General features: G+C 69.7%; 20 protein-coding genes. 14 read left to right on the top strand and 6 right to left on the bottom strand.

All coding sequences use genetic code 11. From position 1 onward, the window contains the following. Window positions 1-112 precede the first annotated feature (112 nt). Genes yidC through rpmH form a run of 3 tightly spaced genes read right to left on the bottom strand, consistent with a single transcriptional unit; the run spans window position 113 to window position 2,454 of the window. Window positions 113-1,816: a membrane protein insertase YidC gene (gene yidC, locus QFW77_RS06305; protein WP_280573542.1), complete on the bottom strand. Its 1,704-nt coding sequence runs from the start codon at window positions 1,814-1,816 to the stop codon at window positions 113-115. 13 nt (window positions 1,817-1,829) lie between these two features. Beyond that, complete coding sequence (rnpA, locus tag QFW77_RS06310) at window positions 1,830-2,258, bottom strand: ribonuclease P protein component (RefSeq protein WP_280573544.1); 429 nt, start codon at window positions 2,256-2,258, stop codon at window positions 1,830-1,832. Window positions 2,259-2,313: 55 nt separating this feature from the next. Next, window positions 2,314-2,454 carry a 50S ribosomal protein L34 gene (rpmH, locus tag QFW77_RS06315; protein ID WP_013536759.1) on the bottom strand — a complete coding sequence of 47 codons (141 nt, stop codon included), beginning with the start codon at window positions 2,452-2,454 and terminating at the stop codon, window positions 2,314-2,316. Window positions 2,455-2,672: 218 nt separating this feature from the next. Between rpmH and dnaA the strand changes: the two genes are divergently transcribed. The 11 genes from dnaA to QFW77_RS06370 all read left to right on the top strand — a co-directional run bounded on the left by dnaA (window position 2,673) and on the right by QFW77_RS06370 (window position 14,499). Beyond that, window positions 2,673-3,989, top strand: a complete 1,317-nt coding sequence (dnaA, locus tag QFW77_RS06320; protein WP_280573545.1) for a chromosomal replication initiator protein DnaA — start codon at window positions 2,673-2,675, stop codon at window positions 3,987-3,989. Between the two features lie 258 nt (window positions 3,990-4,247). After that, window positions 4,248-5,348: a DNA polymerase III subunit beta gene (gene dnaN / locus QFW77_RS06325; RefSeq protein WP_280573546.1), complete on the top strand. Its 1,101-nt coding sequence runs from the start codon at window positions 4,248-4,250 to the stop codon at window positions 5,346-5,348. 79 nt (window positions 5,349-5,427) lie between these two features. Next, the gene (recF, locus tag QFW77_RS06330) at window positions 5,428-6,513 is read left to right on the top strand and encodes a DNA replication/repair protein RecF (RefSeq protein ID WP_280573547.1); all 1,086 of its coding nucleotides are present in this window, start codon (window positions 5,428-5,430) and stop codon (window positions 6,511-6,513) included. A 123-nt stretch (window positions 6,514-6,636) separates the two neighbouring features. Then, window positions 6,637-9,096 carry a DNA topoisomerase (ATP-hydrolyzing) subunit B gene (gene gyrB / locus QFW77_RS06335; RefSeq protein ID WP_280573548.1) on the top strand — a complete coding sequence of 820 codons (2,460 nt, stop codon included), beginning with the start codon at window positions 6,637-6,639 and terminating at the stop codon, window positions 9,094-9,096. A gap of 139 nt (window positions 9,097-9,235) precedes the next feature. After that, window positions 9,236-10,042: a M48 family metallopeptidase gene (locus QFW77_RS06340; RefSeq protein WP_280573549.1), complete on the top strand. Its 807-nt coding sequence runs from the start codon at window positions 9,236-9,238 to the stop codon at window positions 10,040-10,042. 85 nt (window positions 10,043-10,127) lie between these two features. Then, complete coding sequence (locus QFW77_RS06345; protein WP_280573550.1) at window positions 10,128-11,324, top strand: tetratricopeptide repeat protein; 1,197 nt, start codon at window positions 10,128-10,130, stop codon at window positions 11,322-11,324. A 153-nt stretch (window positions 11,325-11,477) separates the two neighbouring features. Next, entirely contained in the window at window positions 11,478-12,146 is a 669-nt protein-coding gene (locus QFW77_RS06350) for an energy transducer TonB (RefSeq protein WP_280573551.1), read from the top strand. Window positions 12,147-12,247: 101 nt separating this feature from the next. Then, window positions 12,248-13,009 (top strand): MotA/TolQ/ExbB proton channel family protein, encoded by a 762-nt coding sequence (locus tag QFW77_RS06355; RefSeq protein WP_280573553.1) that lies wholly within the window; start codon window positions 12,248-12,250, stop codon window positions 13,007-13,009. A 27-nt stretch (window positions 13,010-13,036) separates the two neighbouring features. Then, entirely contained in the window at window positions 13,037-13,459 is a 423-nt protein-coding gene (locus QFW77_RS06360) for an ExbD/TolR family protein (protein WP_280573554.1), read from the top strand. A gap of 12 nt (window positions 13,460-13,471) precedes the next feature. Further along, window positions 13,472-13,885 (top strand): ExbD/TolR family protein, encoded by a 414-nt coding sequence (locus QFW77_RS06365; protein ID WP_280573555.1) that lies wholly within the window; start codon window positions 13,472-13,474, stop codon window positions 13,883-13,885. Between the two features lie 200 nt (window positions 13,886-14,085). After that, on the top strand, window positions 14,086-14,499 hold the full coding sequence (locus tag QFW77_RS06370; protein WP_280573556.1) for an ExbD/TolR family protein: 414 nt from the start codon (window positions 14,086-14,088) through the stop codon (window positions 14,497-14,499). A 21-nt stretch (window positions 14,500-14,520) separates the two neighbouring features. Here QFW77_RS06370 and QFW77_RS06375 read toward each other — a convergent pair whose 3' ends face one another. From QFW77_RS06375 to cls, 3 genes are all read right to left on the bottom strand, one after another. Next, window positions 14,521-15,261, bottom strand: coding sequence for a pyridoxine 5'-phosphate synthase (locus QFW77_RS06375; protein ID WP_280573557.1), 741 nt, complete (start codon window positions 15,259-15,261; stop codon window positions 14,521-14,523). 47 nt (window positions 15,262-15,308) lie between these two features. Continuing rightward, window positions 15,309-15,578, bottom strand: coding sequence for a hypothetical protein (locus QFW77_RS06380; RefSeq protein ID WP_280573558.1), 270 nt, complete (start codon window positions 15,576-15,578; stop codon window positions 15,309-15,311). 100 nt (window positions 15,579-15,678) lie between these two features. Then, on the bottom strand, window positions 15,679-17,121 hold the full coding sequence (gene cls, locus QFW77_RS06385) for a cardiolipin synthase (protein WP_280573559.1): 1,443 nt from the start codon (window positions 17,119-17,121) through the stop codon (window positions 15,679-15,681). 324 nt (window positions 17,122-17,445) lie between these two features. On the opposite strand from cls, the gene QFW77_RS06390 reads away from it, so the two are divergent. Genes QFW77_RS06390 through QFW77_RS06400 form a run of 3 tightly spaced genes read left to right on the top strand, consistent with a single transcriptional unit; the run spans window position 17,446 to window position 20,118 of the window. After that, window positions 17,446-17,955 carry a FapA family amyloid fibril periplasmic chaperone gene (locus QFW77_RS06390; protein ID WP_280573560.1) on the top strand — a complete coding sequence of 170 codons (510 nt, stop codon included), beginning with the start codon at window positions 17,446-17,448 and terminating at the stop codon, window positions 17,953-17,955. Between the two features lie 2 nt (window positions 17,956-17,957). Beyond that, window positions 17,958-18,584, top strand: a complete 627-nt coding sequence (locus QFW77_RS06395; RefSeq protein WP_280573688.1) for a FapB/FapC family functional amyloid domain-containing protein — start codon at window positions 17,958-17,960, stop codon at window positions 18,582-18,584. A 37-nt stretch (window positions 18,585-18,621) separates the two neighbouring features. Continuing rightward, entirely contained in the window at window positions 18,622-20,118 is a 1,497-nt protein-coding gene (locus QFW77_RS06400) for a FapB/FapC family functional amyloid domain-containing protein (RefSeq protein WP_280573561.1), read from the top strand. Window positions 20,119-20,211: the final 93 nt, after the last annotated feature.

Consider the following 20,211-nt stretch of genomic DNA (forward strand, 5'->3'; position numbering starts at 1 on the left):
CGTGGCGGCGCCCGGAAGCGCCGGCCGAACCGGGCGGCGTCGGCCGGCGGACCGCGATGCCGAGTCCCCGGGGCCGCCGGCGCCCGGCCAGCGCGGTGGCGGCCAGCGGCGCTCAGGCCTTCGCCGGCCGGTCGCTGTACTTGCGGATGAACCACCACTGCTGGGCCAGCCCGAGCAGCCCGTTGGTGACCCAGTACAGCACCAGGCCCGCCGGGAAGAAGATCATCACCGCGCCGAACACCACCGGCATCAGCTGCATCATGCGCTGCTGCATCGGGTCCATGCCGGTCATCGGGGTGAGTTTCTGGGTGGCCCACATCACCGCGATGTTGATCACCGGAAGGATGAAGTACGGATCGCGCGCGGTCAGGTCCTGGATCCACAGCATCCACGGCGCGTGCCGCAGCTCCACAGATTCGAGCAGCACCCAGTACAGGGCGAAGAAGATCGGCATCTGCAGCAGGATCGGCAGGCATCCGCCGACCGGGTTGATCTTCTCCTTCTTGTACAGCTCCATCATCGCCATCTGGAACTTCTGGCGATCGTCGCCGTAGCGCTCCTTGAGCTGGGCGATGCGCGGCTGGAACTTGCGCATCCGCGCCATCGACTTGTACTGCGCGGCCGAGAGCGGATACAGCGCGGCCTTGACCACCACCACCAGGCCGACGATCGCCCAGCCCCAGTTGTTGAACAAGCCGTGCATCTTGTCGAGCAGCCAGAACAGCCACTCGCCGAGGAACGCGAACACCGCGAACCGCGAGTAGTCGACCGCGCGGTCGAGTCCGCGGACTTCCTGGGCGTTGATCTGCTGCACCAGCTTGGGCCCGACCCACAGCCGTGCGCTGGTCGTCGCCTGCTGGCCGGCGGCCACGCTGAGGCCCGGGCCGACCTCGCGGATCAGGTGCCGCGGGCCGTCGACGTGCAGCGAGATCGTGGTCTCGGCTTCGGGCTCGGGGATCCAGGCGCTGAAGAAGTGGTGCTGGAGCATCGCGATCCAGCTTTCCCGGGCTTCCAGGTTGAGCGGGCCGTCGTCGGCGAAATCGCCGAAGGTGCGCCTGCCGTACCCCTCGCCGTCGCTGTACCAGGTGGCGCCGCTGAAGCTGAAGGATTCCGGGTTGGTCATGCCGCGCTTGACCGCCGGGGGCACCCGCGTCAGCTGCCGGTAGACGAAGCCCTGCCAGGGGTCGGCGCCGGCGTTGACCACGGTGTCCTGGACGTCGATCGCGTAGGAGCCGCGGCGCACCGTGAAGGTGCGGCGGATGGTCACGCCATCGGGTCCGCGCCACAGGAACGGCACGCTCACCTCGCCGGCGCCTTCGACCACCCGGTAGGCGCGCTCGCCGCCTTCCGGGACGAACCCGCTCTCGTGGTTGGGGGCGGCGCTGGCCGCGCTCACCCAGCCGCTCTGCGCGGCGTAGTAGCCGGCAGGATCGCTGTCGAACAGCTTGACCGGCGGGCTGCCCTCGTCGCGGGTCTGGGGATAGCCCAGCAGCGCGGCGTCGACCACGTTGCCGGCGCGCAGGGTGAGCTGCAGCACGTCGCTGGTCACGGTGACCGCCGCATCGCCGGCATCCGTCGCGGCCGCCTGCATCCCCGGTTCCGGAACCGCGGCCGCGGATGGCGCCACCGGGCCCTGCGGGGCCGCCGGGATCGCGCCGCTGCCGCCGTCCGTTGCCGGTGCGGCCGGCGTCGCCCCGGCGCTCTGGCCGCTCGGCGCGACTTCCGGCAACGCTGCCTTGTCCCGGTTCCACTCCATCCACAGCAGCGTCGCCACCATCAGCCAGGCGAGGATCAGGAAGGTACGGGTCTGGTTCATCAGGCAGGCAGGCTCATTCGCCGGAAGCGGCCGGCGTGGGGGCGGGGATCGGATCGCACGCGGAGGAAGCGCCGGGCATTGTGCCGCCCGGGGGCGGTGGCGGCAACGCGGCGGCCCTGGCGAGCACCGACACCATCGCGGCCCGCAGCAGCGCGGATGCGGTATTCGCGGCGGCCGGACGCGCCACCACCACATAGGCGCCGGGGCGCAGCCGTGGGCGCAACGCACGGAACTGTTCGCGCAGCGCGCGCTTGATGCGGTTGCGGCCGACCGCGGTGGCGTCCACCTTGCGCGACACCGCCAGGCCGAGCCGCGGCGGCGCGCCGTCGTCGAGCCAGTGCAGCGCCAGCAGCGGCGCTGCGGTGCGGCGGCCCTGCTTGAAGACCCGGTCGAAATCGGCGCGCGCGCGCACCCGGGCCTGCCTGGGGAAGCGGGCGGTCATCGGAAGGTGGAAGCTGGGGACCGGGCCGCCAGCGGGCGGCCACGCGGGCGACGGATCAGGCCGTCAGGCGCTTGCGCCCCTTGGCGCGGCGGCGGGCCAGGATCTTGCGGCCGTCGGCGGTCTTCATGCGGGCACGGAAGCCGTGGTCGCGCTTGCGCTTGAGGTTGCTGGGCTGGTAGGTGCGCTTGGTGGCCATGGTGACGCTCTCGTGCAGACGCAACGGAAAGAACCGGCGATTCTAGCCGGCGGGCCGCACGAGGGTCAACCGCGCTGCCGGGCCCGGCCCCGCGGGAGCGGCTGGCAATGGTAGCCCCGGGGGGGCGGTGGTAGGCTGCGCGATCACACCCGATGCCCGCCCGCGCCGCGACGCCTGCCGTTGTCCGGCGCCTTCGCCGACGCTGGACGCAACACTCGATGGATGCATGGCCCCGCTGTCTCGAACGCCTCGAAGCCGAATTGCCGGCCGAGGATGTCCACACCTGGCTGAAACCGCTGCAGGCCACGCGCCGCGACCACACCACCGTGCTGTACGCGCCCAACGCCTTCGTCCGCGACGAGGTCCGCGCCCGCTACCTGACCCGCATCCGCGAACTGCTCGGGCACTTCGGCGATAGCGACGAGGTGGCGTTGGAGATCGGTTCGCTGCCGCGCGCGGTGGCGCTGGATACCCAGCCGGTGATGGCGCCGGCGCCGGTGGCCGAGGCGTTCCACGGCAACCTGGATACCCACTACACGTTCGACAATTTCGTCGAGGGCCGCAGCAACCAGCTCGGCCGCGCGGCCGCCTGGCAGGCGGCGCAGAAGCCCGGCGACCGCACCCACAACCCGCTGCTGCTGTACGGCAGCACCGGCCTGGGCAAGACCCACCTGATGTTCGCGGCCGGCAACGAGATGCGCCGGCAGAACCCCGCGGTGCGGGTCCTCTACTTGCGTTCGGAGCAGTTCTTCAGCGCGATGATGCGGGCGCTGCAGGACAAGGCGATGGACGGTTTCAAGCGCCATTTCCAGCAGGTCGACGCGCTGCTGATCGACGACATCCAGTTCTTCGCCGGCAAGGAGCGCACCCAGGAGGAGTTCTTCCACACCTTCAACGCGCTGTTCGACGGCCGCCAGCAGATCATCATGACCTGCGACCGCTTCCCCCGCGAAGTGGAAGGCCTGGAGCCGCGGCTGAAGTCGCGCCTGGCCTGGGGCCTCTCGGTGGCGATCGACCCACCCGATTTCGAGACCCGGGCGCAGATCGTGCTGTCCAAGGCGCGCGAGCGCGGCGCCCAGATCCCCGAGGACGTGGCGTTCCTGATCGCCAAGAAGATGCGCTCCAACGTGCGCGACCTCGAGGGCGCGCTCAACACCCTGACCGCGCGCGCCAACTTCACCGGCCGCAGCATCACGCCGGAGTTCGCCCAGGAAACCCTGCGCGACCTGCTGCGGGCGCAGATGCACAGCGTCGGCATCGCCAATATCCAGAAGACCGTGGCAGACTACTACGGCCTGCAGATCAAGGACCTGCTGTCCAAGCGTCGTACCCGTTCGCTGGCCCGCCCCCGCCAGGTGGCGATGGCGCTGGCCAAGGAGTTGACCGAGCACAGCCTGCCCGAGATCGGCGACGCGTTCGCGGGACGCGACCACACCACCGTGCTGCACGCCTGCAGGCAGATCAAGACCCTGCAGGAGACCGACGGAAAGCTGCGGGAGGACTGGGACAAGCTGATCCGCAAGCTCAGTGAATAGGCGGCCGGGTGCGTGCTGGATGCTGGGGACAAGGCCCCCGGAGGCCTGTGGACAAGCTGGGGAGCGAAACCGCCCCGCAGAACTGTCCACAGGTTGCCAGCCCGGGCAGGAACGGTTATCCACCCGGTTGCCGGTAGAAAATTTCTTTCAAATTCAAGTGTTTATATGAGTTATCGCCCGATTTTCCGGGCTCCATCACCACCAGCTTTCTGATTTATCCAATCTTTTGGAACCAGGGCATCGGGAGACAGGACCGGCATGCGCTTCAGTCTGCAACGCGAAGTGTTTCTGAAACCGTTGGCGCAGGTGGTCAACGTCGTCGAACGCCGGCAGACCCTGCCGGTGCTGGCCAATCTGCTCGCCCAGGTGAGCGACGGGCGGCTGTCGCTGACCGGGACCGACCTCGAGGTCGAGATGGTCGCGAGGACCCCGGTCGACGATGCCCAGGATGGCGAGACCACGATCCCGGCGCGCAAGCTGTTCGAGATCGTCCGTGCCCTGCCCGACGGCAGCAAGGTCACGGTGTCGCAGTCCGGCGACAAGGTCACGGTGCAGGCGGGTCGCAGCCGCTTCACTCTGGCGAGCCTGCCCGCCAACGACTTCCCGGCGATCGACGACGTCGAGACCACCGAGCGGGTCCAGGTGCCGGAGGCGGTGCTCAAGGAGCTGATCGAGCGCACCGCCTTCGCGATGGCGCAGCAGGACGTGCGCTACTACCTCAACGGCTTGCTGTTCGACCTCGGCGACCGCCGCTTGCGCTGTGTCGCCACCGACGGCCATCGCCTGGCGCTTTGCGAAGCGGAACTGGAAGCCACGGTCGCTACCAAGCGCCAGATCATCGTGCCGCGAAAGGGCGTACAGGAGCTGCAGCGGCTGCTCGAGGGCGGCGACCGCGAGCTCGAACTGGAGATGGACCGCAGCCACCTGCGGGTCAAGCGCGACGATGTCACCTTCACCAGCAAGCTGATCGATGGCCGCTTTCCCGACTACGAGGCGGTGATTCCGATCGGCGCGGATCGCGAAGTCAGGATCGACCGCGAGGTGCTGCGCGCCTCGCTGCAGCGCGCCGCGATCCTGTCCAACGAGAAGTATCGCGGCGTGCGGGTGGAGGTGTCGCCGGGGCTGCTGAAGATCAGTGCCCACAACCCCGAGCAGGAAGAGGCCCAGGAGGAAGTCGAGGCGGACACCAGCGTCGACGACCTGGCCGTGGGCTTCAACGTGAACTACCTGCTGGATGCACTTTCCGCCCTGCGCGAGGAACACGTGGTCCTGCAGTTGCGCGATGCCAACTCCTCCGCGTTGGTGCGCGAGGCCGGCAACGAGCGCTGCCGCCACGTGGTGATGCCGTTGCGCCTGTGACGCCGCCGAGGTTCCACGTGAAACGCGAACGCCCGGCCTGGTCCGGGCGTTTTGCCATTCAGCCAACTCGGAGCGGCCGATGCGGGTGACCCGCCTGCACGTGCGCAATCTGCGCAGGCTCGAGAGCATCGAGCTCGAACCGGGGCCGGGGCTCAACTTCCTGATAGGCGACAACGGAGCCGGCAAGACCAGCGTGCTCGAGGCCCTGCATCTGATGGCCTACGGGCGCAGTTTCCGGGGCCGGGTCCGCGACGGGCTGGTGCGTAGCGGCTGCCCGGCGCTGGAAGTGTTCGTGGAGTGGATCGAGCGGCAGTGCGGGCAGCCGCGCCGTGCCGGCTTGCGCCATGCCGGCGGCGACTGGAGCGGCCGCCTCGATGGCGAGGCGGTGGCGCAGCTGGGGGATCTGTGCGCCGCGCTGGCCGTGGTGAGCTTCGAGCCGGGCAGCCACGCGCTGATTTCCGGAGGCGGCGAACCGCGCCGGCGCTTCGTCGACTGGGGTCTGTTTCACGTGGAACAGGATTTCCTCGCGGTGTGGCGTCGCTACGCACGTGCCCTGCGCCAGCGCAATGCCCTGCTGAAGTCGCTTGCCCCGACCGACCAGCTCGAGGCCTGGGACCGGGAACTCGCGCTGGCGGGCGAGCCGCTGACCGCCGCGCGGCAGCGCTACCTCGAGCGGCTCGAACCGCTACTGCGGGAGGCCGTCGCCGGGCTGGCGCCGATGCTCGGTACGGCGACGCTGCAGCTGCAGCCAGGTTGGCGCCGCGACGAGCTTCCGCTGGAGGATGCGCTGCTGCTGGCGCGCGACCGCGACCGCGCGCTCGGGCACACCTCGGTGGGACCCCATCGTGCCGACTGGCGGCTCGGCTTCAGTAGCGCCCCGAACCGCGAGCCGCTGTCGCGGGGACAGACCAAGCTGGCCGCCCTGGCCTGCCTGGTCGCCCAGGCCCGCGACTACGCCGCCTGCCGCGGCGAATGGCCGGTGATGGTGCTCGACGACCTCGCCTCGGAGCTCGACAGGACGCACCGCCAGCGGGTGCTTGCGACGCTGCGCGAGGGCGGCGCCCAGGTGTTCGTGAGCGGCACCGACTGGCCGGACACCCAGCTGCCCGGGCTGGGCCAGGCCAACCTGTTCCACGTGGAACAGGGGCGGGTGGCGCCGGCCTGACCGGTCCGCGGCGCGGTTGGCGCATCGCCCGGATGCTATAATCGACCGGTTGCGCCCCTATAGTTAATGTGTCCGGCGGCGAGTACGCCGCGGGGCCGGGGCCGCCCAGCCCAGAAGACGCGAATGACCGAACAGACTCCAGAGCAGCCCCAGCCGGGCGGCAACCCCTACGATTCGTCCAGGATCACCGTGCTGCGCGGCCTGGAGGCCGTGCGCAAGCGGCCCGGCATGTACATCGGCGACGTGCACGACGGAACCGGCCTGCACCACATGGTGTTCGAGGTGGTCGACAACGCCGTCGACGAGGCGCTGGCGGGCCATGCCGACGAGATCCTGGTGACCATCCACGTCGACGGCTCGGTCTCGGTCTCGGACAACGGCCGCGGCATTCCGGTCGATATCCACCGGGAGGAGGGCGTGTCGGCGGCCGAGGTGATCCTCACCGTGCTGCATGCCGGCGGCAAGTTCGACGACAACAGCTACAAGGTTTCGGGCGGCCTCCACGGCGTCGGCGTGTCGGTGGTCAACGCCCTGTCCGAGCATCTCTGGCTGGACGTCTGGCGCGACGGGCAACATCACCGCCAGGAGTACGCGCTGGGCGAGCCCCTGTATCCGCTCAAGGTCCTCGGCCCCTCGGACAAGCGCGGCACCCTGCTGCGGTTCCGCCCGGCGGCCGAGATCTTCACCGACACCGAGTTCCACTACGACATCCTCGCCCGCCGCCTGCGCGAGCTGTCGTTCCTCAATTCCGGGGTGCGGATCACCCTGCTCGACGAGCGCGGCGACGACCGCGGCGAGCCGCGCCGCGACACGTTCGAGTACGAGGGCGGCATCCGTTCGTTCGTCGAGCACCTGGCGCAACTGAAGACCCCGCTGCACCCCAACGTCATCTCGGTCTCGGGCGAGCAGAACGGCATCACCGTCGAGGTGGCGCTGCAGTGGACCGACGCCTACCAGGAAACGATGTTCTGCTTCACCAACAACATCCCGCAGAAGGACGGCGGCACCCACCTGCAGGGGTTCCGCGCGGCGCTGACCCGCACCCTGAGCACCTACATCGAGCAGAACGGCATCGCCCGCCAGGCCAAGATCACCCTCTCCGGCGACGACATGCGCGAAGGCATGATCGCGGTGCTGTCGGTCAAGGTGCCGGACCCGAGCTTCTCCTCGCAGACCAAGGAAAAGCTCGTCTCATCCGATGTGAGACCGGTGGTTGAGGGCACGTTCGCCGCACGTTTGGAGGAGTTCCTCCAGGAGAACCCCGCCGAGGCGCGCGCGATCGCCGGCAAGATCGTCGATGCCGCGCGCGCCCGCGAGGCGGCGCGCAAGGCCCGCGACCTGACCCGGCGCAAGGGCGCGCTCGATATCGCCGGGCTGCCCGGCAAGCTCGCCGACTGCCAGGAAAAGGATCCGGCGCTCTCGGAACTGTTCATCGTCGAGGGCGATTCGGCCGGCGGCTCGGCCAAGCAGGGCCGCAACCGCAAGACCCAGGCGATCCTGCCGCTCAAGGGCAAGATCCTCAACGTCGAGCGCGCGCGCTTCGACCGGATGCTGGCCTCGGCCGAGGTCGGCACCCTGATCACCGCGCTGGGCACCGGCATCGGCAAGGACGAGTACAACCCCGACAAGCTGCGCTACCACCGCATCATCCTGATGACCGATGCCGACGTCGACGGCAGCCACATCCGCACCCTGCTGCTGACCTTCTTCTACCGGCAGATGCCGGAACTGATCGAGCGCGGCCACATCTATATCGGCCTGCCGCCGCTCTACAAGATCAAGCAGGGCAAGAGCGAGCTGTACCTCAAGGACGACGCGGCCCTCGACGCCTACCTGGCCAGCAATGCGGTCGAGGGCGCGGCGCTGGTGCCGGCGGAGGGCGAACCGGCGATCGAGGGGGTGCAGCTGGAGAAGCTGCTGCTCGCCTACGCCGGCGCGCGCGAGGCGATCGCCCGCAACGCCCACCGCTACGATCCGGCGGTGCTCGAGAGCCTGATCGATGCCGCTCCGCTGGACGCCGCGCACCTCGGCGACGACGCCCAGGCCCGGCAGGTGCTCGACGGGCTCGAAGCCAGGCTCAATCGCAGCGGGCTGGGGCGGCCGCGCTACGCCCTGCAGCTGCAGCGCGACGCCGGCGGCACGCCGACCACCCTGCTGGTGGTCCGGCGCCACATGGGCCTGGAGCAGCAGCAGGTCCTGCCACTGGCCGCGTTCGAGGGCGGTGAGCTGAGGAGCCTGCGCGAGGCCGCAGCGCTGCTGCACGAGCTGATCCGCAGCGGCGCGCGCATCGCCCGCGGCAACCGCAGCCAGGCGGTGGCCAGCTTCGCCGAAGCCCAGGCGTGGCTGCTCGACGAGGCCAGGAAGGGCCGGCAGATCCAGCGCTTCAAGGGTCTGGGCGAGATGAATCCCGAGCAGCTGTGGGAAACCACGGTCAATCCGGAAACCCGGCGCCTGCTCCAGGTCCGGATCGAGGATGCGGTGGCCGCCGATCAGATCTTCAGCACCCTGATGGGCGACGTGGTGGAGCCGCGGCGCGGCTTCATCGAGGACAATGCGCTGAAGGTCGCCAATCTCGATGTCTGAGCGAAGCGGTCATTGCGGTGCCATGTTCGGCGCGTAGCATCGGTGCGCCTGCGTCCGGGCCCCGCGGTGCTCCGGCGTTTGACGAATTTTTAATCTGGGCCGGTCTACAACGGCCCCCTTGCCTCCCCAGAAGCCCGCCATGAAACCGTTCCTGCTCGCGCTCGGTGCCGTCGTCGTGCTGGCGGCCTGCGCCACGACCACCTCGCCGACCGGGCGCACCCAGTACGTCGGCGCGGTGCCGGAGGCGCAGCTCGACCAGCTCGGCAGCCAGGCCTTCGCCGAAATGAAGGCCAAACAGAAGCTGAGCAACGATCGCCGCCAGACCGCCTACGTCGGCTGCGTGGTCAACGCCATCGTCGCCCAGCTGCCGGCGCAGTCCCGGCAGATCGGCTGGGAATCCGCGGTCTTCGCCGACGACAATCCCAATGCCTTCGCCCTGCCGGGCGGCAAGGTCGGCGTCTACACCGGGATCTTCAGCGTGGCCCGCAACCAGGACCAGCTGGCGGCGGTGATCGCCCACGAGATCGGCCACGTGATCTCGCGCCACCACGACGAGCGCATCACCCGCCAGGCCGGCGCCAGCGGCGCGCTGCAGGTGGTCGGCGCGCTGCTGGGTTCGCGCTACGGCGAAGGCGTCGGCAATGCCGCGGTGCAGGGCGGAAGCATCGCCGCCCAGGCCGGGTTCCTGCTGCCCGGTTCGCGCACCCAGGAGAGCGAGGCCGACGTGGTCGGCCAGCGGCTGATGGCCAGCGCGGGGTTCGATCCGCGCGCGGCGGTCAATCTGTGGCAGAACATGATCGCCGCCGGGGGCAGCCGCCCGCCGCAGTGGCTGTCCACCCACCCCGATCCGCAGAGCCGCATCGGCGAACTCCAGTCGCGTGCCGCCAGCCTGATGCCGGCCTACGAACAGGCGCGCTCCGCGGGGCGGGTTCCCCGTTGCGGTTGACCGCGCGGGCCGGGCGAAGCATCGTCGCCGTACCGATTCCGATACCCGGCGGACGCCGGTCCAGCAACGACAGAAAGGTGAAGCAATGAAAGCGATGATTCCCGCGCCCGCCCTGCTCGCGCTCGCGATGGCCACCGCCCTCGGCACCGCCGCTCCGGCGGCCGCGGCGCTGCAGCCCAAGGTCGACGCTGCCGCCGAGGAGTGCCAGCGGCGCGGGCGCTCCACGCCCAAGGCCGAGCCGCTGTATCCGCAGGCGACCCGCGAGGCTCCGAGCGAAGGCGCCTCGCAGCGGATGGGCCAGCGCCTGAACAAGCTGGGCGAGGCGTTCGAGAAGGAACAGTACGCCGAGGTCCGCGAGCTGGCCGACGCGATCATCGCCGAGGAGCGCGCCAACGACTACGACAAGGCCTATGCCGCGCAGCTGGCCGCGAATGCCGCCTACAGCGAGGACGACAGCGCCGCCGCCATCGCCTACCTTCAGCAGGCGGTCGAGTTCGACGCGCTCGACAACAACGGTCACTTCCAGTCGATGCTGATGCTGGCGCAGCTGCAGGCCCAGGAGGAACAGACCGACGCCAGCCTGGCCACGCTCGACCGCTACCTGCAGGAGACCCAGTCGGACAAGGCAGACGACCTGGCGCTGAAGGGCCAGCTGCTCTACCAGGCGGAGCGGTACGCCGAGGCGATTCCGGCTCTCAAGGCGGCGATCGAGGCGTCCGAGAACCCGAACGGCGGCTGGGTGCAGGCGCTGATGGCTTCCTATGCGGAGACCGGCCAGACTGCCGAAGCCACGGCGCTGGGCGAGGAGATGGCCGCGAAGACTCCCGGCGACAAGCGCGCGCAGATCAATCTCGCCAGCATGTACATGCAGGCCGAGCAGATGGACAAGGCGATCGAAGTGCTGGAGAAGCTGCGTGCCGAGGGCCAGCTGACCGAGGACCGCGAATACCGCAACCTCTTCGCGCTGCACCTCAACACCGAAGGCGGCGAACAGAAGGCGATCGAGGTGATCAACGACGGCCTGCAGAAGGGCGTGCTCGAGGAGAACCACCAGACCTACGTCGCGTTGGCCCAGGCCCACTACTTCTCCGAGCAGACCGAGCCTGCGATCGAGGCCTATCGCAAGGCGGCGCCCCTGGACGAGGATGGCGAGACCTATCTCAACCTGGCCAAGGTGCTGGCGGGCGAGGGGCGCGACGCCGAAGCCAAGGAGGCCGCGCAGCAGGCGCTGGACAAGGGCCTGGCGCGCCCGCAGGAGGCGACGCAGATCCTCTCCCGCTAGGCGGCCGGCCCCGGGAAAACGTTTCCGGGGAGTTGGTAACCGCTGTCAGGATTGGTATAGACTTGGGGATTCCCGTTGCCCTGCGAAGGGCAACAGGATTCCGAACAACTAGACCGGGGCGCTCCGGCGTCCGGACAGACTTGAGTTCCCCGCATGACGCAACGCTTGCCGACGATCGACAAGAGCGACGAAGACGAAGGCCTCAACTGGGCGCGCATCGCCGGCTTCACCATGGTGATCGCGTTCCATGCGACCGCCGTGCTGCTGCTGCTGGCCCCGGTCAACCCTCCCAGCGCCGGCCCCGAAGCGGAGGAGGTGACCCAGGTGGTCATCATCGAGCCGCCGCCGCCGCCACCGCCGCCGCCACCGCCGCCGCCAGAGCCGCCCAAGCCGCGCGAGATCAAGGAACTGGTGCCGCCGCAGCCGACCCCGACGCCGCCGCCGCCGGAGGAGCCGCCGGTGGTCTTCGACGAGCCCTCGCCGATCGATACGCCGGCGCCGCCGCCGGCGCCGCCGGCGCCACCGGCCCCGGTCGCCGACATCGGCGCCAGCGTCGATATCTCCTCCAAGAACATGAATCCGCCCAAGTACCCGCCGTCCGCGCTGCGCGCCGGGATCCAGGGCACCGTGGTGCTGATCGTCGACGTCGACGCCCAGGGCAACGTCACCAACGTTTCGGTCGAGACCTCCAGCCGCAACCGCGATCTCGATCGCGCCGCGGTACAGGCGGCGCGCCGTTGGCGGTTCAATCCCGCCACGGTCGACGGCCGCCCGGCCGCCGGTCGCGTGCGCGTTCCGGTCGACTTCAACCTCGGCGGCTGACCCGCGCCGGGCGCATCATCTGAGTTGCTTCGCCCGCACCACCCGTTTCGCGTCACCGATCCATCCATAACTCCAAACTTCACCACTCAAAGGTAAGCGTCATGCTGCAGGAAACCACCAACGCCCCTGTCTCCGGAGCCGCCGACAGCGCCGCAGCGCTGCAGCAGATGGGCTTCGCGGACATGATCCAGCACCTCGACATCGTCGGCTGGTTGGTGCTGTGCACCCTCCTGGCCATGTCGGCCATGTCGATCTACTGGATCATCTTCAACTTCATCAAGAACGCGCGTCTGCGTTCGAGCTCCGACCGCGTGATCAGCACGTTCTGGGAAACTCCTAACGCGCAGGATGCGATCCGCTACATGGAAGAGCAGCCGCGCAGCGAGCCGTTCTCCAAGGTCGCGCTCGACGCGGCCCAGGCCGCGGCCCACCACCAGCGTCACGAGGGCTCGCGCCTGGTCGAGTCGCTGAACCGCTCCGAGTTCGTCGATCGCGCGCTGCGCCAGGGCGTGACCCGCGAGTCGCTGCGGCTCGAGGCCGGCCTGACCCTGCTGGCGACGGTGGGCTCGACCGCCCCGTTCGTCGGTCTGCTCGGTACGGTCTGGGGCATCTATCGCGCCCTGATCCGCATCGGCGCCAGCGGCCAGGCCGACATCGGCGCGGTCGCCGGTCCGGTCGGCGAGGCGCTGATCATGACCGCGATCGGTCTGGGCGTGGCGATCCCGGCGGTGCTGGGTTACAACTTCTTCACCCGCACCAACCGCATCACCAACAACAAGCTCGATACCTTCGCGCACGACCTGCACGACTTCTTCGCCACCGGTTCGCGCGTGGGCGACGTCGCACCGCCGGTTCAGCGCTGATCCGGATCGACTTGAGGGAGGTCCGACATGGCTTTCAGTAGCAACGAGGGCGGCGGCAAGCCGATGGCGGCGATCAACGTCGTGCCGCTGGTCGACGTGATGCTGGTGCTGCTGATCATCTTCATGGTCACGGCACCGCTGATGGCGCACAAGATCAAGGTGGAGCTGCCGCAGGCCAACCTGGACGAACGTCCCGAAGAGGCCCCGCCGGCTCCCCCGATCACCATCGCGGTGACCGAGAGCGGCCAGATCTACCTCAACGATCAGCCGGTGAGCCGGGAGCTGCTGGAAAGCGCGCTCTCGGTGGAGGCGCAGAAGACGCCGCAGCCGCCGGTCAACGTGCGCGGAGACGCCACCACCAAGTACCGGATCGTCAACGAGGTCGTGACCATCGCGCAGGCCCAGGGCATGCGCAAGGTCGGCTTCGTGGCGACCCGCGAACAGAACTAACGGAGACCCACGATGGCATTCAGTTCCGATGCCGGCGAAGGCCCGATGGCCGACATCAACATCATTCCGCTCGCGGACGTGATGCTGGTGTTGCTGATCATCTTCATGGTGACGGCGCCGCAGCTGTCGTATCCGATCGACATCGACCTGCCGCAGCGCTCGATCAATCCGCCGGACAATCCGGTGGAGCCGCCCGAGCCGATCCGCCTGCGGATCGACCCGGCCGGGCAGGTGTTCTGGAACGACAGCCCGACCCCGATCAGCGCCCTGCGCAACATGATGGAGGCCGAGGTCCAGCGCGATCCGACCAACCAGCCGACGCTGGAGATCGACGCGAGCGAGGACTCCGACTACGGGGTGCTGGCCAAGGTGCTGGCGCACGCCAAGAACGCGCAGATGCTGAAGATCGGCTTCGTCAAGAAGTAGCCGCACCACCCGGGCCGTCGCCCCTGCAGCGCGCCGGCCCGTACGCTTACCGCAACCTTCGACGCCGCCTCCGGGCGGCGTTTTTTTTGGCGGGCGGGGGGCCTGCGCCAGGGGGCGCTCCAAGCCCTGAGCGCTCCGCTTGCGTCGGGCGCCGGCCCGGGCGTAGGCTCGAGGCGTGGTTCCGACCTGCGAGGTGTCAGATGACGTACTCCGCCGTGTCCGCGCAACCCGCCGTCGCCGAGATCAACATCATCCCGCTCGCCGACATCATGCTGGTGCTGCTGGTGATCTTCATGATCGCCTCGCCGGCCTCGAGCCACCGCATCCCGCTGGACCTGCCGCAGCCCGGCCCGCATCGCGCCGAGCCCGCGCCGAGCCGCCCGCAGGCGCTGCGGATCGATGGCGCCGGCCAGCTGTACTGGAATGGTTCGGCCACCACCACGCAGGCGCTCGCCGCGCAGATGCGCGAGGCGGCGGCCACGGCCGAGTCCGGCGAGCCGCCGCTGCTGGCGATCTCCGCCGATCCGGACAGCGACTACCAGGCCCTGGCCTCGGTTCTCGCGATCGCCCGCAACGCCGGGATGCACCGGGTGGGGTTCGTCCGCCAACCCTGAGCGCGCCGCTCGACCGGGCCGCTACAGCAGCTCCAGGTACCGGCGCACCGTCGGGACCAGGCCGCCGTACAGGGCCTCGACCACCAGCGCGTGGCCGATCGAGACTTCCAGCACGCCGGGAACGGCGGCGAGGAACGCCGCCAGATTCTGCTGGCTCAGGTCGTGCCCGGCGTTGACGCCCAGCCCGGCTTCGCGCGCCAGCCGCGCGGTGGCGGCGCAGCGCTCCAGCGCCTCGGACGCGTCTCCGCGGGCGTGGGCTTCGGCGAAGGGGCCGGTGTAGAGCTCGATCCGGTCGGCACCCACCGCCGCGGCCTGCGCGACATCCGCGCCGGCATCGGCGAACAGGCTGACGCGGCAGCCGAGTGCGCGCAGCGCCGCGACCGGTTGCCGAAGCACGGCAGCGTCGCGCGCGAAGTCGAAGCCGTGATCGGAGGTCAGCTGGCCGTCCGCGTCCGGGACCAGGGTGGCCTGGTCGGGGCGGGCCTGGCGGCACAGCGCCACGAAGCCCGGGTAGCCGGGCCGCGCCGGCGCGAACGGGTTGCCCTCCAGGTTGAACTCCACGCCGCGCTCCCGGCAGAGCGTCGCCAGCGCCAGTACGTCGTCGGCGCGGGCGTGGCGGGCGTCGGGCCGGGGGTGCACGGTGATGCCGTGGGCACCGGCATCCAGGCAGGCGCGCGCCGCCTGCAGCACGTCCGGATCGCGACCGCCGCGGGCGTTGCGCAGCAGCGCGATCTTGTTGAGGTTGACGCTAAGCCGCGTCATCGCCGTCATCGCATGCGCCGGTCCCGGCCCGGCGCCACGGGGGCGCGTCAACGCTGCGGCACGTCGCCGGGCGCGGCCGGCGCCTCGGCCGAGCGCCGGGCCTCCGCCTGTTCGCGCAGGCGGCGCAACTCCTGCGGATCGATCATCATCGAGTCGTCGCGGGTCTGGCTACCGACGCGCTGGGCCAGCAGGCCCATCACCCAGATCACCAGCAGCACCAGCGCGGCGAGAATGCATACCACCGCCAGCGCCAGCGACTTGGTCGACATCGCGATGGCGAATGCGGCGATCGCCAGAAGCAGGAACAGCCAGGGCATGGCGGGGTCCTTCGGTCCATGAAATCCCCGCCAGTCTAGCGCCTGCCGTGGGCGCTGGCAGCCGCCCGGGCGGCCGGAAACGCCGCCCGTCGCTGGCCGGCTAGAGCAGCGGCGAAAGCAACCGCGCCAGGGCCTCCGGCAGGCGCTGGCGCAGCGGCCGTCGGCCGGCAGGGCGCACCCTCGCGGCCTGGCGCAGCTCGCCCTCGACGTGGGCGGCGAGTTCCGAAGCCAGCGCGGCGTCGTCGAACAGGACCGAGACCTCGAAGTTGAGCCGGAAACTGCGGTGGTCGAAATTGGCGCTGCCCACCAATGCCAGCGAATCGTCGATCACCAGCGCCTTGGTGTGCAGCATCCGTGGCCCGTATTCGTAGACCTTGACGCCGGCGTCGAGCAGCGCGTCGAAGTAGGAGCGCGCAGCCAGCGTGACCAGCAGCGAGTCGCTGCGCTTGGGCAGCAGCAGCCGCACGTCGAGCCCGGCCAGGGCGGCCGAGGTCAGCGCCATCATCGCCGCCTCGCCGGGGACGAAGTAGGGGGTCACCAGCCAGACCCGCTCGCGCGCCGCATGGATCGCGCTGACGTAGATCCGGTGGATCGACTCCCACGGCGAATCGGGGCCCGAGGTCAGCACCTGGGCGGCGACCGGGCCGCGATCCGCTTCCGGAGTCTGCGCGGCGATCCCGTCGAGGCAGCGATCGTCGGCCCCGGCGTAGATCCAGTCCTCCACGAAGACCTTCTGCAAGCGTCGCACCGCTTCTCCCTCGATCCGCACGTGCAGGTCGCGGAACGCGTCGTCGCGGCGCCGCTCGTCGTGGTCCTCGCTGATGTTGATGCCGCCGGTGTAGCCGATGCGGCCGTCGATCACCACGATCTTGCGATGGGTCCTCAGATTGAGCCACGGGCGCTGCCAGAAGCGGCCGAAGCGGGTCGGGTGGAACCAGGCCACCTCGCCTCCGGCGGCGGACAGGGCGCCGAAGAAGTGCCGGGCCCGGGAACCGCCGATCGCATCGATCAGCAACCGCACCTTCACCCCGGCGCGGGCGCGCTCGACCAGGGCGTCGCGCAAGGCCGCGCCGCACCTGTCGGGGTGATAGATGTAGTACTCCAGGTGGACGTGGTCGCGGGCGCGGGCGATGTCCGCCAGCAGCGCCTCGTAGGTGCCTCCCCCGTCGATCAGCAGGCGCACAGCGGTGGCCGAGGCCGGCGCGAGCCCCGAGGCCGCGCGCGCCAGCTTGGCGAGCTCCGCGGCATCGGCATGCGCCGAGAACCCGTCCTGGTCCTGGGGAATGCGCGCGCGGCTGTGGGCGCGACGCAGGCGCTGGCGCCGGATCCGCTGCGGACCGAATACGTGGTAGATCAGGAAGCCGACGTAGGGCAGCAGCGCCAGACCGAGCAGCCAGCTCAGCGTGGCCACCGGCTCGCGCTTCTGCAGCACGATCCAGCCGCCCAGCCAGACCAGGTACAGCAGCCAGACGCCGACCAGCAGCGCGGCCAGGCCGGGGGTCGAAACCAGCGCGTCCCAGCCGCGCTGCAGCAGTTCGGGCATCTGTGGAGCCTGCGTTCGGTCGGCGCGGAAGCGGCCTCCTAGGCTAGCGCCGCGCTCGCGCCAGCGGAACCATCGTGTTGTGCCGGTGCGTGTAAACCGTCACCCGCGGGGGTGTAACAGGCGCGAGACACCCGGCGTTCCCCCGCAAACCGCGGCGCCGCGCCACGCGCGCCGCTGCCGGTGCGCGCGGACTGCCAAGCGGACGTAACGCCCAGGCCGGCCGTAGCCACTGCAGGGTCGTCGCAACACATTGAAATACAAGCAATTTTAGAGTTGGCACGGGCCCTGCGTTGGTTCCCTCGCAATCTTCGCTGGGGACCCCCGATGACCACGACCCGAACCATCGCGCTGCTGCTGCTGGCCTGCGCCGCCCCCGGCCTGGCGCAGGCCGCCGGCGCGCGTACCGGCGTCGAGCCGAAACACGGCGAGATCGTGCTGCTGCGCGACGTCAACACGCGCCACGCCTACCGGCCGATGCCGCCGAGCATCGCGACCATCGTCGACCCGACCCCGAACGCCCAGATCGACGGGGTGCTGGGGACCGGCGAACTGTCCGACGCCGACTTCGCGGCGATGGATTCCGGCAACAGCATGGTCCTGGCCGGGCGCCACGGCGCCGGCACCGTCGAGCGCATGACCAGTACCGCGGTGGGCGCCAGCCTGGGCCGGGCGACCGGCGACGGTGGCACCCTGTCCGGTGGCGGCATCAACGGCGCGCTCTCCACGCCGCTCGGCGCCATCGGCGGCGCCACCCGCGGCGTGGGCGACCAGGTCAACCGCGCGCTGTCGCAGTTTCCCTTCGGGCAGGCGCCGGCCGGGAACGGCGGTCCGTGAGCATGCGCGCGCTCGTGGTGGCCGCGGCGCTGCTGGCGGGACCCTTCGGTGGGGCGCGGGCACAGCATGCCGATGAGTACGCGGCGATGCTCGACTGGCTGGCCGAGACCCGCATCGACGAACGCGCGCTCGCCGGCGCCAGCGGCGCGATCGCCGTCAACATGGCCGCCGGCGATCTCAATCAGCAGGCCAACCTGCGCAGCATGGCGGTCGGCACCGGCGCCAGCGCCGGTATCGACGCGCGCCAGCGCAGCCTCGGCGACGACGCCAACGCGCCGCGCGATGCCACCGCGGTGATCGGCGGCCAGGCGTTCGACGGTGCGAACGGGATGGTTTCCATCAATCAGGCCAGCGGCAGCGGCAACGCGGAACTCAACGCGATCGCCGTGACGCTGGCGCAACAGGGCATACGCGAAACCAGCGACGAGCAGCTCTCGTCGCCGCTGTTCGCGTCAGCAGGGCTGGAACACCGACCCAACCAGGGGGAGGCGGATGCGGGGGACCGGAAGGTCGCCGTGGAAGCCTCTGCGCTGCAGGGATTCGAGGGCGTGTTCCAGCTCAATCAGATCGCGGGGTCGGGCAATGCCACGGACAACCATTTCGTGATGTCCGTGCAGACCGTTCCGTGAACCGGCACTTCACTCCAGAGAGAAAGCAGAGGACATCATGAAAGCGAATACGAAATGGACGGCGCTCGCGATTGCGGTCGCCGCGGTAACGGCCGGTGCGGCCCAGGCGCAGGACGTCGAGTACAACGAGACCGTGGTGATCGACCACGACATCACCGTCGACGACACCCGCAACTACACCACCAACACCAACACGAACACCAACACCAGTACCAATACCAGCAACACCAACTTCAACATGGACGTGGACAAGGACATCGACGTCGCGATGTCCTACAGCGACAGCTTCGACCGCCGCACCCGCCAGCGCATCGACCAGAGCCTGACCGAGTCGCACAGCCTGACCACCAATGAAGAGTACGAGAACATCGAGCGGACCGAGAACGTCAGCTCCGAGCGCAACGAGCACGGGGTCAACGTGCAGCTCGACAAGGAACTCTCGCTGAGCTCGGACATCGCCTTCACCGGCGACCCGACCCTCTCGGGCGACATCGAGATCGACTCCGCGGCGATCGCGGTGGTCGACAACCGCCAGTCGATCACCGGCAACGCCGGCATGAACGACATGCTGACCAACGACGCCTCGATCGGCGACGACGTCGGCTCGGAGGCTTCGGGCAACCTGGCGTTCAACGTCGCCGCCGGCGACAACAACGCCCAGGACAACGCCGTCGCCCTGTCGGCCGCCGACGCCAGCTTCGCCTTCGGCCTCGCCGACGCCGAGATCTTCGTCAACCAGTACGGCGCCGGCAACCAGACGATGAACATGGGGGTCACCAACGCCGCGGACATCGGCGGCAACGCCTTCGCCAACGCCTCCGGCAACATCGGCGCCAACGTCGCCTCGGGCAACAACAACGAGCAGAAGAACGCGCTGGCCGCATCGGTCGCCACCTCGGCGTATGCGCAGTCGAGCGTCAGCTCCAACCAGGTCTCGACCGGCAACGCCGTCAGCAACTCCGGGCGCATCGAGCAGATGACCGACAGCGTCGACATCACCCTCAGCGGCTCGGTCGAGGGCCTGTCGCTGGGCGTGGGCGTGGGCGCCTACGAGGGCAGCGAGCAGGGCCGCTACGCCGGCCGCGGCAACGCCTACCAGCAGAGCAACTTCTACGCCGACATGTGGGAAGGCCAGGACCACCCGGCCGGCGACAACATCGGCCACGCCGACTTCGACAACGAGAGCCAGGGCGCGGTGCAGAACCCGTACCGGCAGGGCGTGGGCGGACTGGCGTTCGACACCGACGAGGCCGGCAGCTACCAGGGCTCCGAGGAAGGCGAGCTGGGCTTCGTCGAGCTGTCCTACAGCGACCTGGTCGCCAGCCTGAGCGGCACGGTCAGCACGACCCAGTGGATCGTGGTCGATGCGACCAACACCGCCAGCCTGTCGGGCAGCGCCTTCAGCGGCGCCTCCGGCAACATCGGCGTCAACGTGGCGGCCGGCACCGGCAACCTGCAGGCCAACAGCCTGTCCATGGCCGTGGCCCAGCCCTCCACCGGCGGCGGCGGTGGCGGTGGTGGCGGCGAGCAGTAGGCGCCGTCGCAAGAGGTGAACTCCCGGCCCTCCCCTGAGCCGGGATTCTCTGGAAGCCCCGCTCCGCATCCCCCGCGGAGCGGGGCCTTCCTC

Source organism: Luteimonas endophytica (assembly GCF_029887875.1).
Classification (GTDB): Bacteria; Pseudomonadota; Gammaproteobacteria; order Xanthomonadales; family Xanthomonadaceae; genus Luteimonas; species Luteimonas endophytica.

Bases quoted from the DNA above. Each gene is read 5' to 3' on its own strand.
- QFW77_RS06355 (WP_280573553.1), top strand. From the start codon at position 12,248: ATGCTGCAGGAAACCACCAACGCCCCTGTCTCCGGAGCCGCCGACAGC.
- gyrB (WP_280573548.1), top strand. From the start codon at position 6,637: ATGACCGAACAGACTCCAGAGCAGCCCCAGCCGGGCGGCAACCCCTAC.
- QFW77_RS06365 (WP_280573555.1), top strand. From the start codon at position 13,472: ATGGCATTCAGTTCCGATGCCGGCGAAGGCCCGATGGCCGACATCAAC.
- QFW77_RS06350 (WP_280573551.1), top strand. From the start codon at position 11,478: ATGACGCAACGCTTGCCGACGATCGACAAGAGCGACGAAGACGAAGGC.
- QFW77_RS06360 (WP_280573554.1), top strand. From the start codon at position 13,037: ATGGCTTTCAGTAGCAACGAGGGCGGCGGCAAGCCGATGGCGGCGATC.
- QFW77_RS06380 (WP_280573558.1), bottom strand. From the start codon at position 15,578: ATGCCCTGGCTGTTCCTGCTTCTGGCGATCGCCGCATTCGCCATCGCG.
- QFW77_RS06370 (WP_280573556.1), top strand. From the start codon at position 14,086: ATGACGTACTCCGCCGTGTCCGCGCAACCCGCCGTCGCCGAGATCAAC.
- dnaA (WP_280573545.1), top strand. From the start codon at position 2,673: ATGGATGCATGGCCCCGCTGTCTCGAACGCCTCGAAGCCGAATTGCCG.
- QFW77_RS06400 (WP_280573561.1), top strand. From the start codon at position 18,622: ATGAAAGCGAATACGAAATGGACGGCGCTCGCGATTGCGGTCGCCGCG.
- QFW77_RS06340 (WP_280573549.1), top strand. From the start codon at position 9,236: ATGAAACCGTTCCTGCTCGCGCTCGGTGCCGTCGTCGTGCTGGCGGCC.
- dnaN (WP_280573546.1), top strand. From the start codon at position 4,248: ATGCGCTTCAGTCTGCAACGCGAAGTGTTTCTGAAACCGTTGGCGCAG.
- QFW77_RS06395 (WP_280573688.1), top strand. From the start codon at position 17,958: ATGCGCGCGCTCGTGGTGGCCGCGGCGCTGCTGGCGGGACCCTTCGGT.
- cls (WP_280573559.1), bottom strand. From the start codon at position 17,121: ATGCCCGAACTGCTGCAGCGCGGCTGGGACGCGCTGGTTTCGACCCCC.
- recF (WP_280573547.1), top strand. From the start codon at position 5,428: ATGCGGGTGACCCGCCTGCACGTGCGCAATCTGCGCAGGCTCGAGAGC.
- QFW77_RS06345 (WP_280573550.1), top strand. From the start codon at position 10,128: ATGAAAGCGATGATTCCCGCGCCCGCCCTGCTCGCGCTCGCGATGGCC.
- QFW77_RS06390 (WP_280573560.1), top strand. From the start codon at position 17,446: ATGACCACGACCCGAACCATCGCGCTGCTGCTGCTGGCCTGCGCCGCC.
- rnpA (WP_280573544.1), bottom strand. From the start codon at position 2,258: ATGACCGCCCGCTTCCCCAGGCAGGCCCGGGTGCGCGCGCGCGCCGAT.
- rpmH (WP_013536759.1), bottom strand. From the start codon at position 2,454: ATGGCCACCAAGCGCACCTACCAGCCCAGCAACCTCAAGCGCAAGCGC.
- yidC (WP_280573542.1), bottom strand. From the start codon at position 1,816: ATGAACCAGACCCGTACCTTCCTGATCCTCGCCTGGCTGATGGTGGCG.
- QFW77_RS06375 (WP_280573557.1), bottom strand. From the start codon at position 15,261: ATGACGCGGCTTAGCGTCAACCTCAACAAGATCGCGCTGCTGCGCAAC.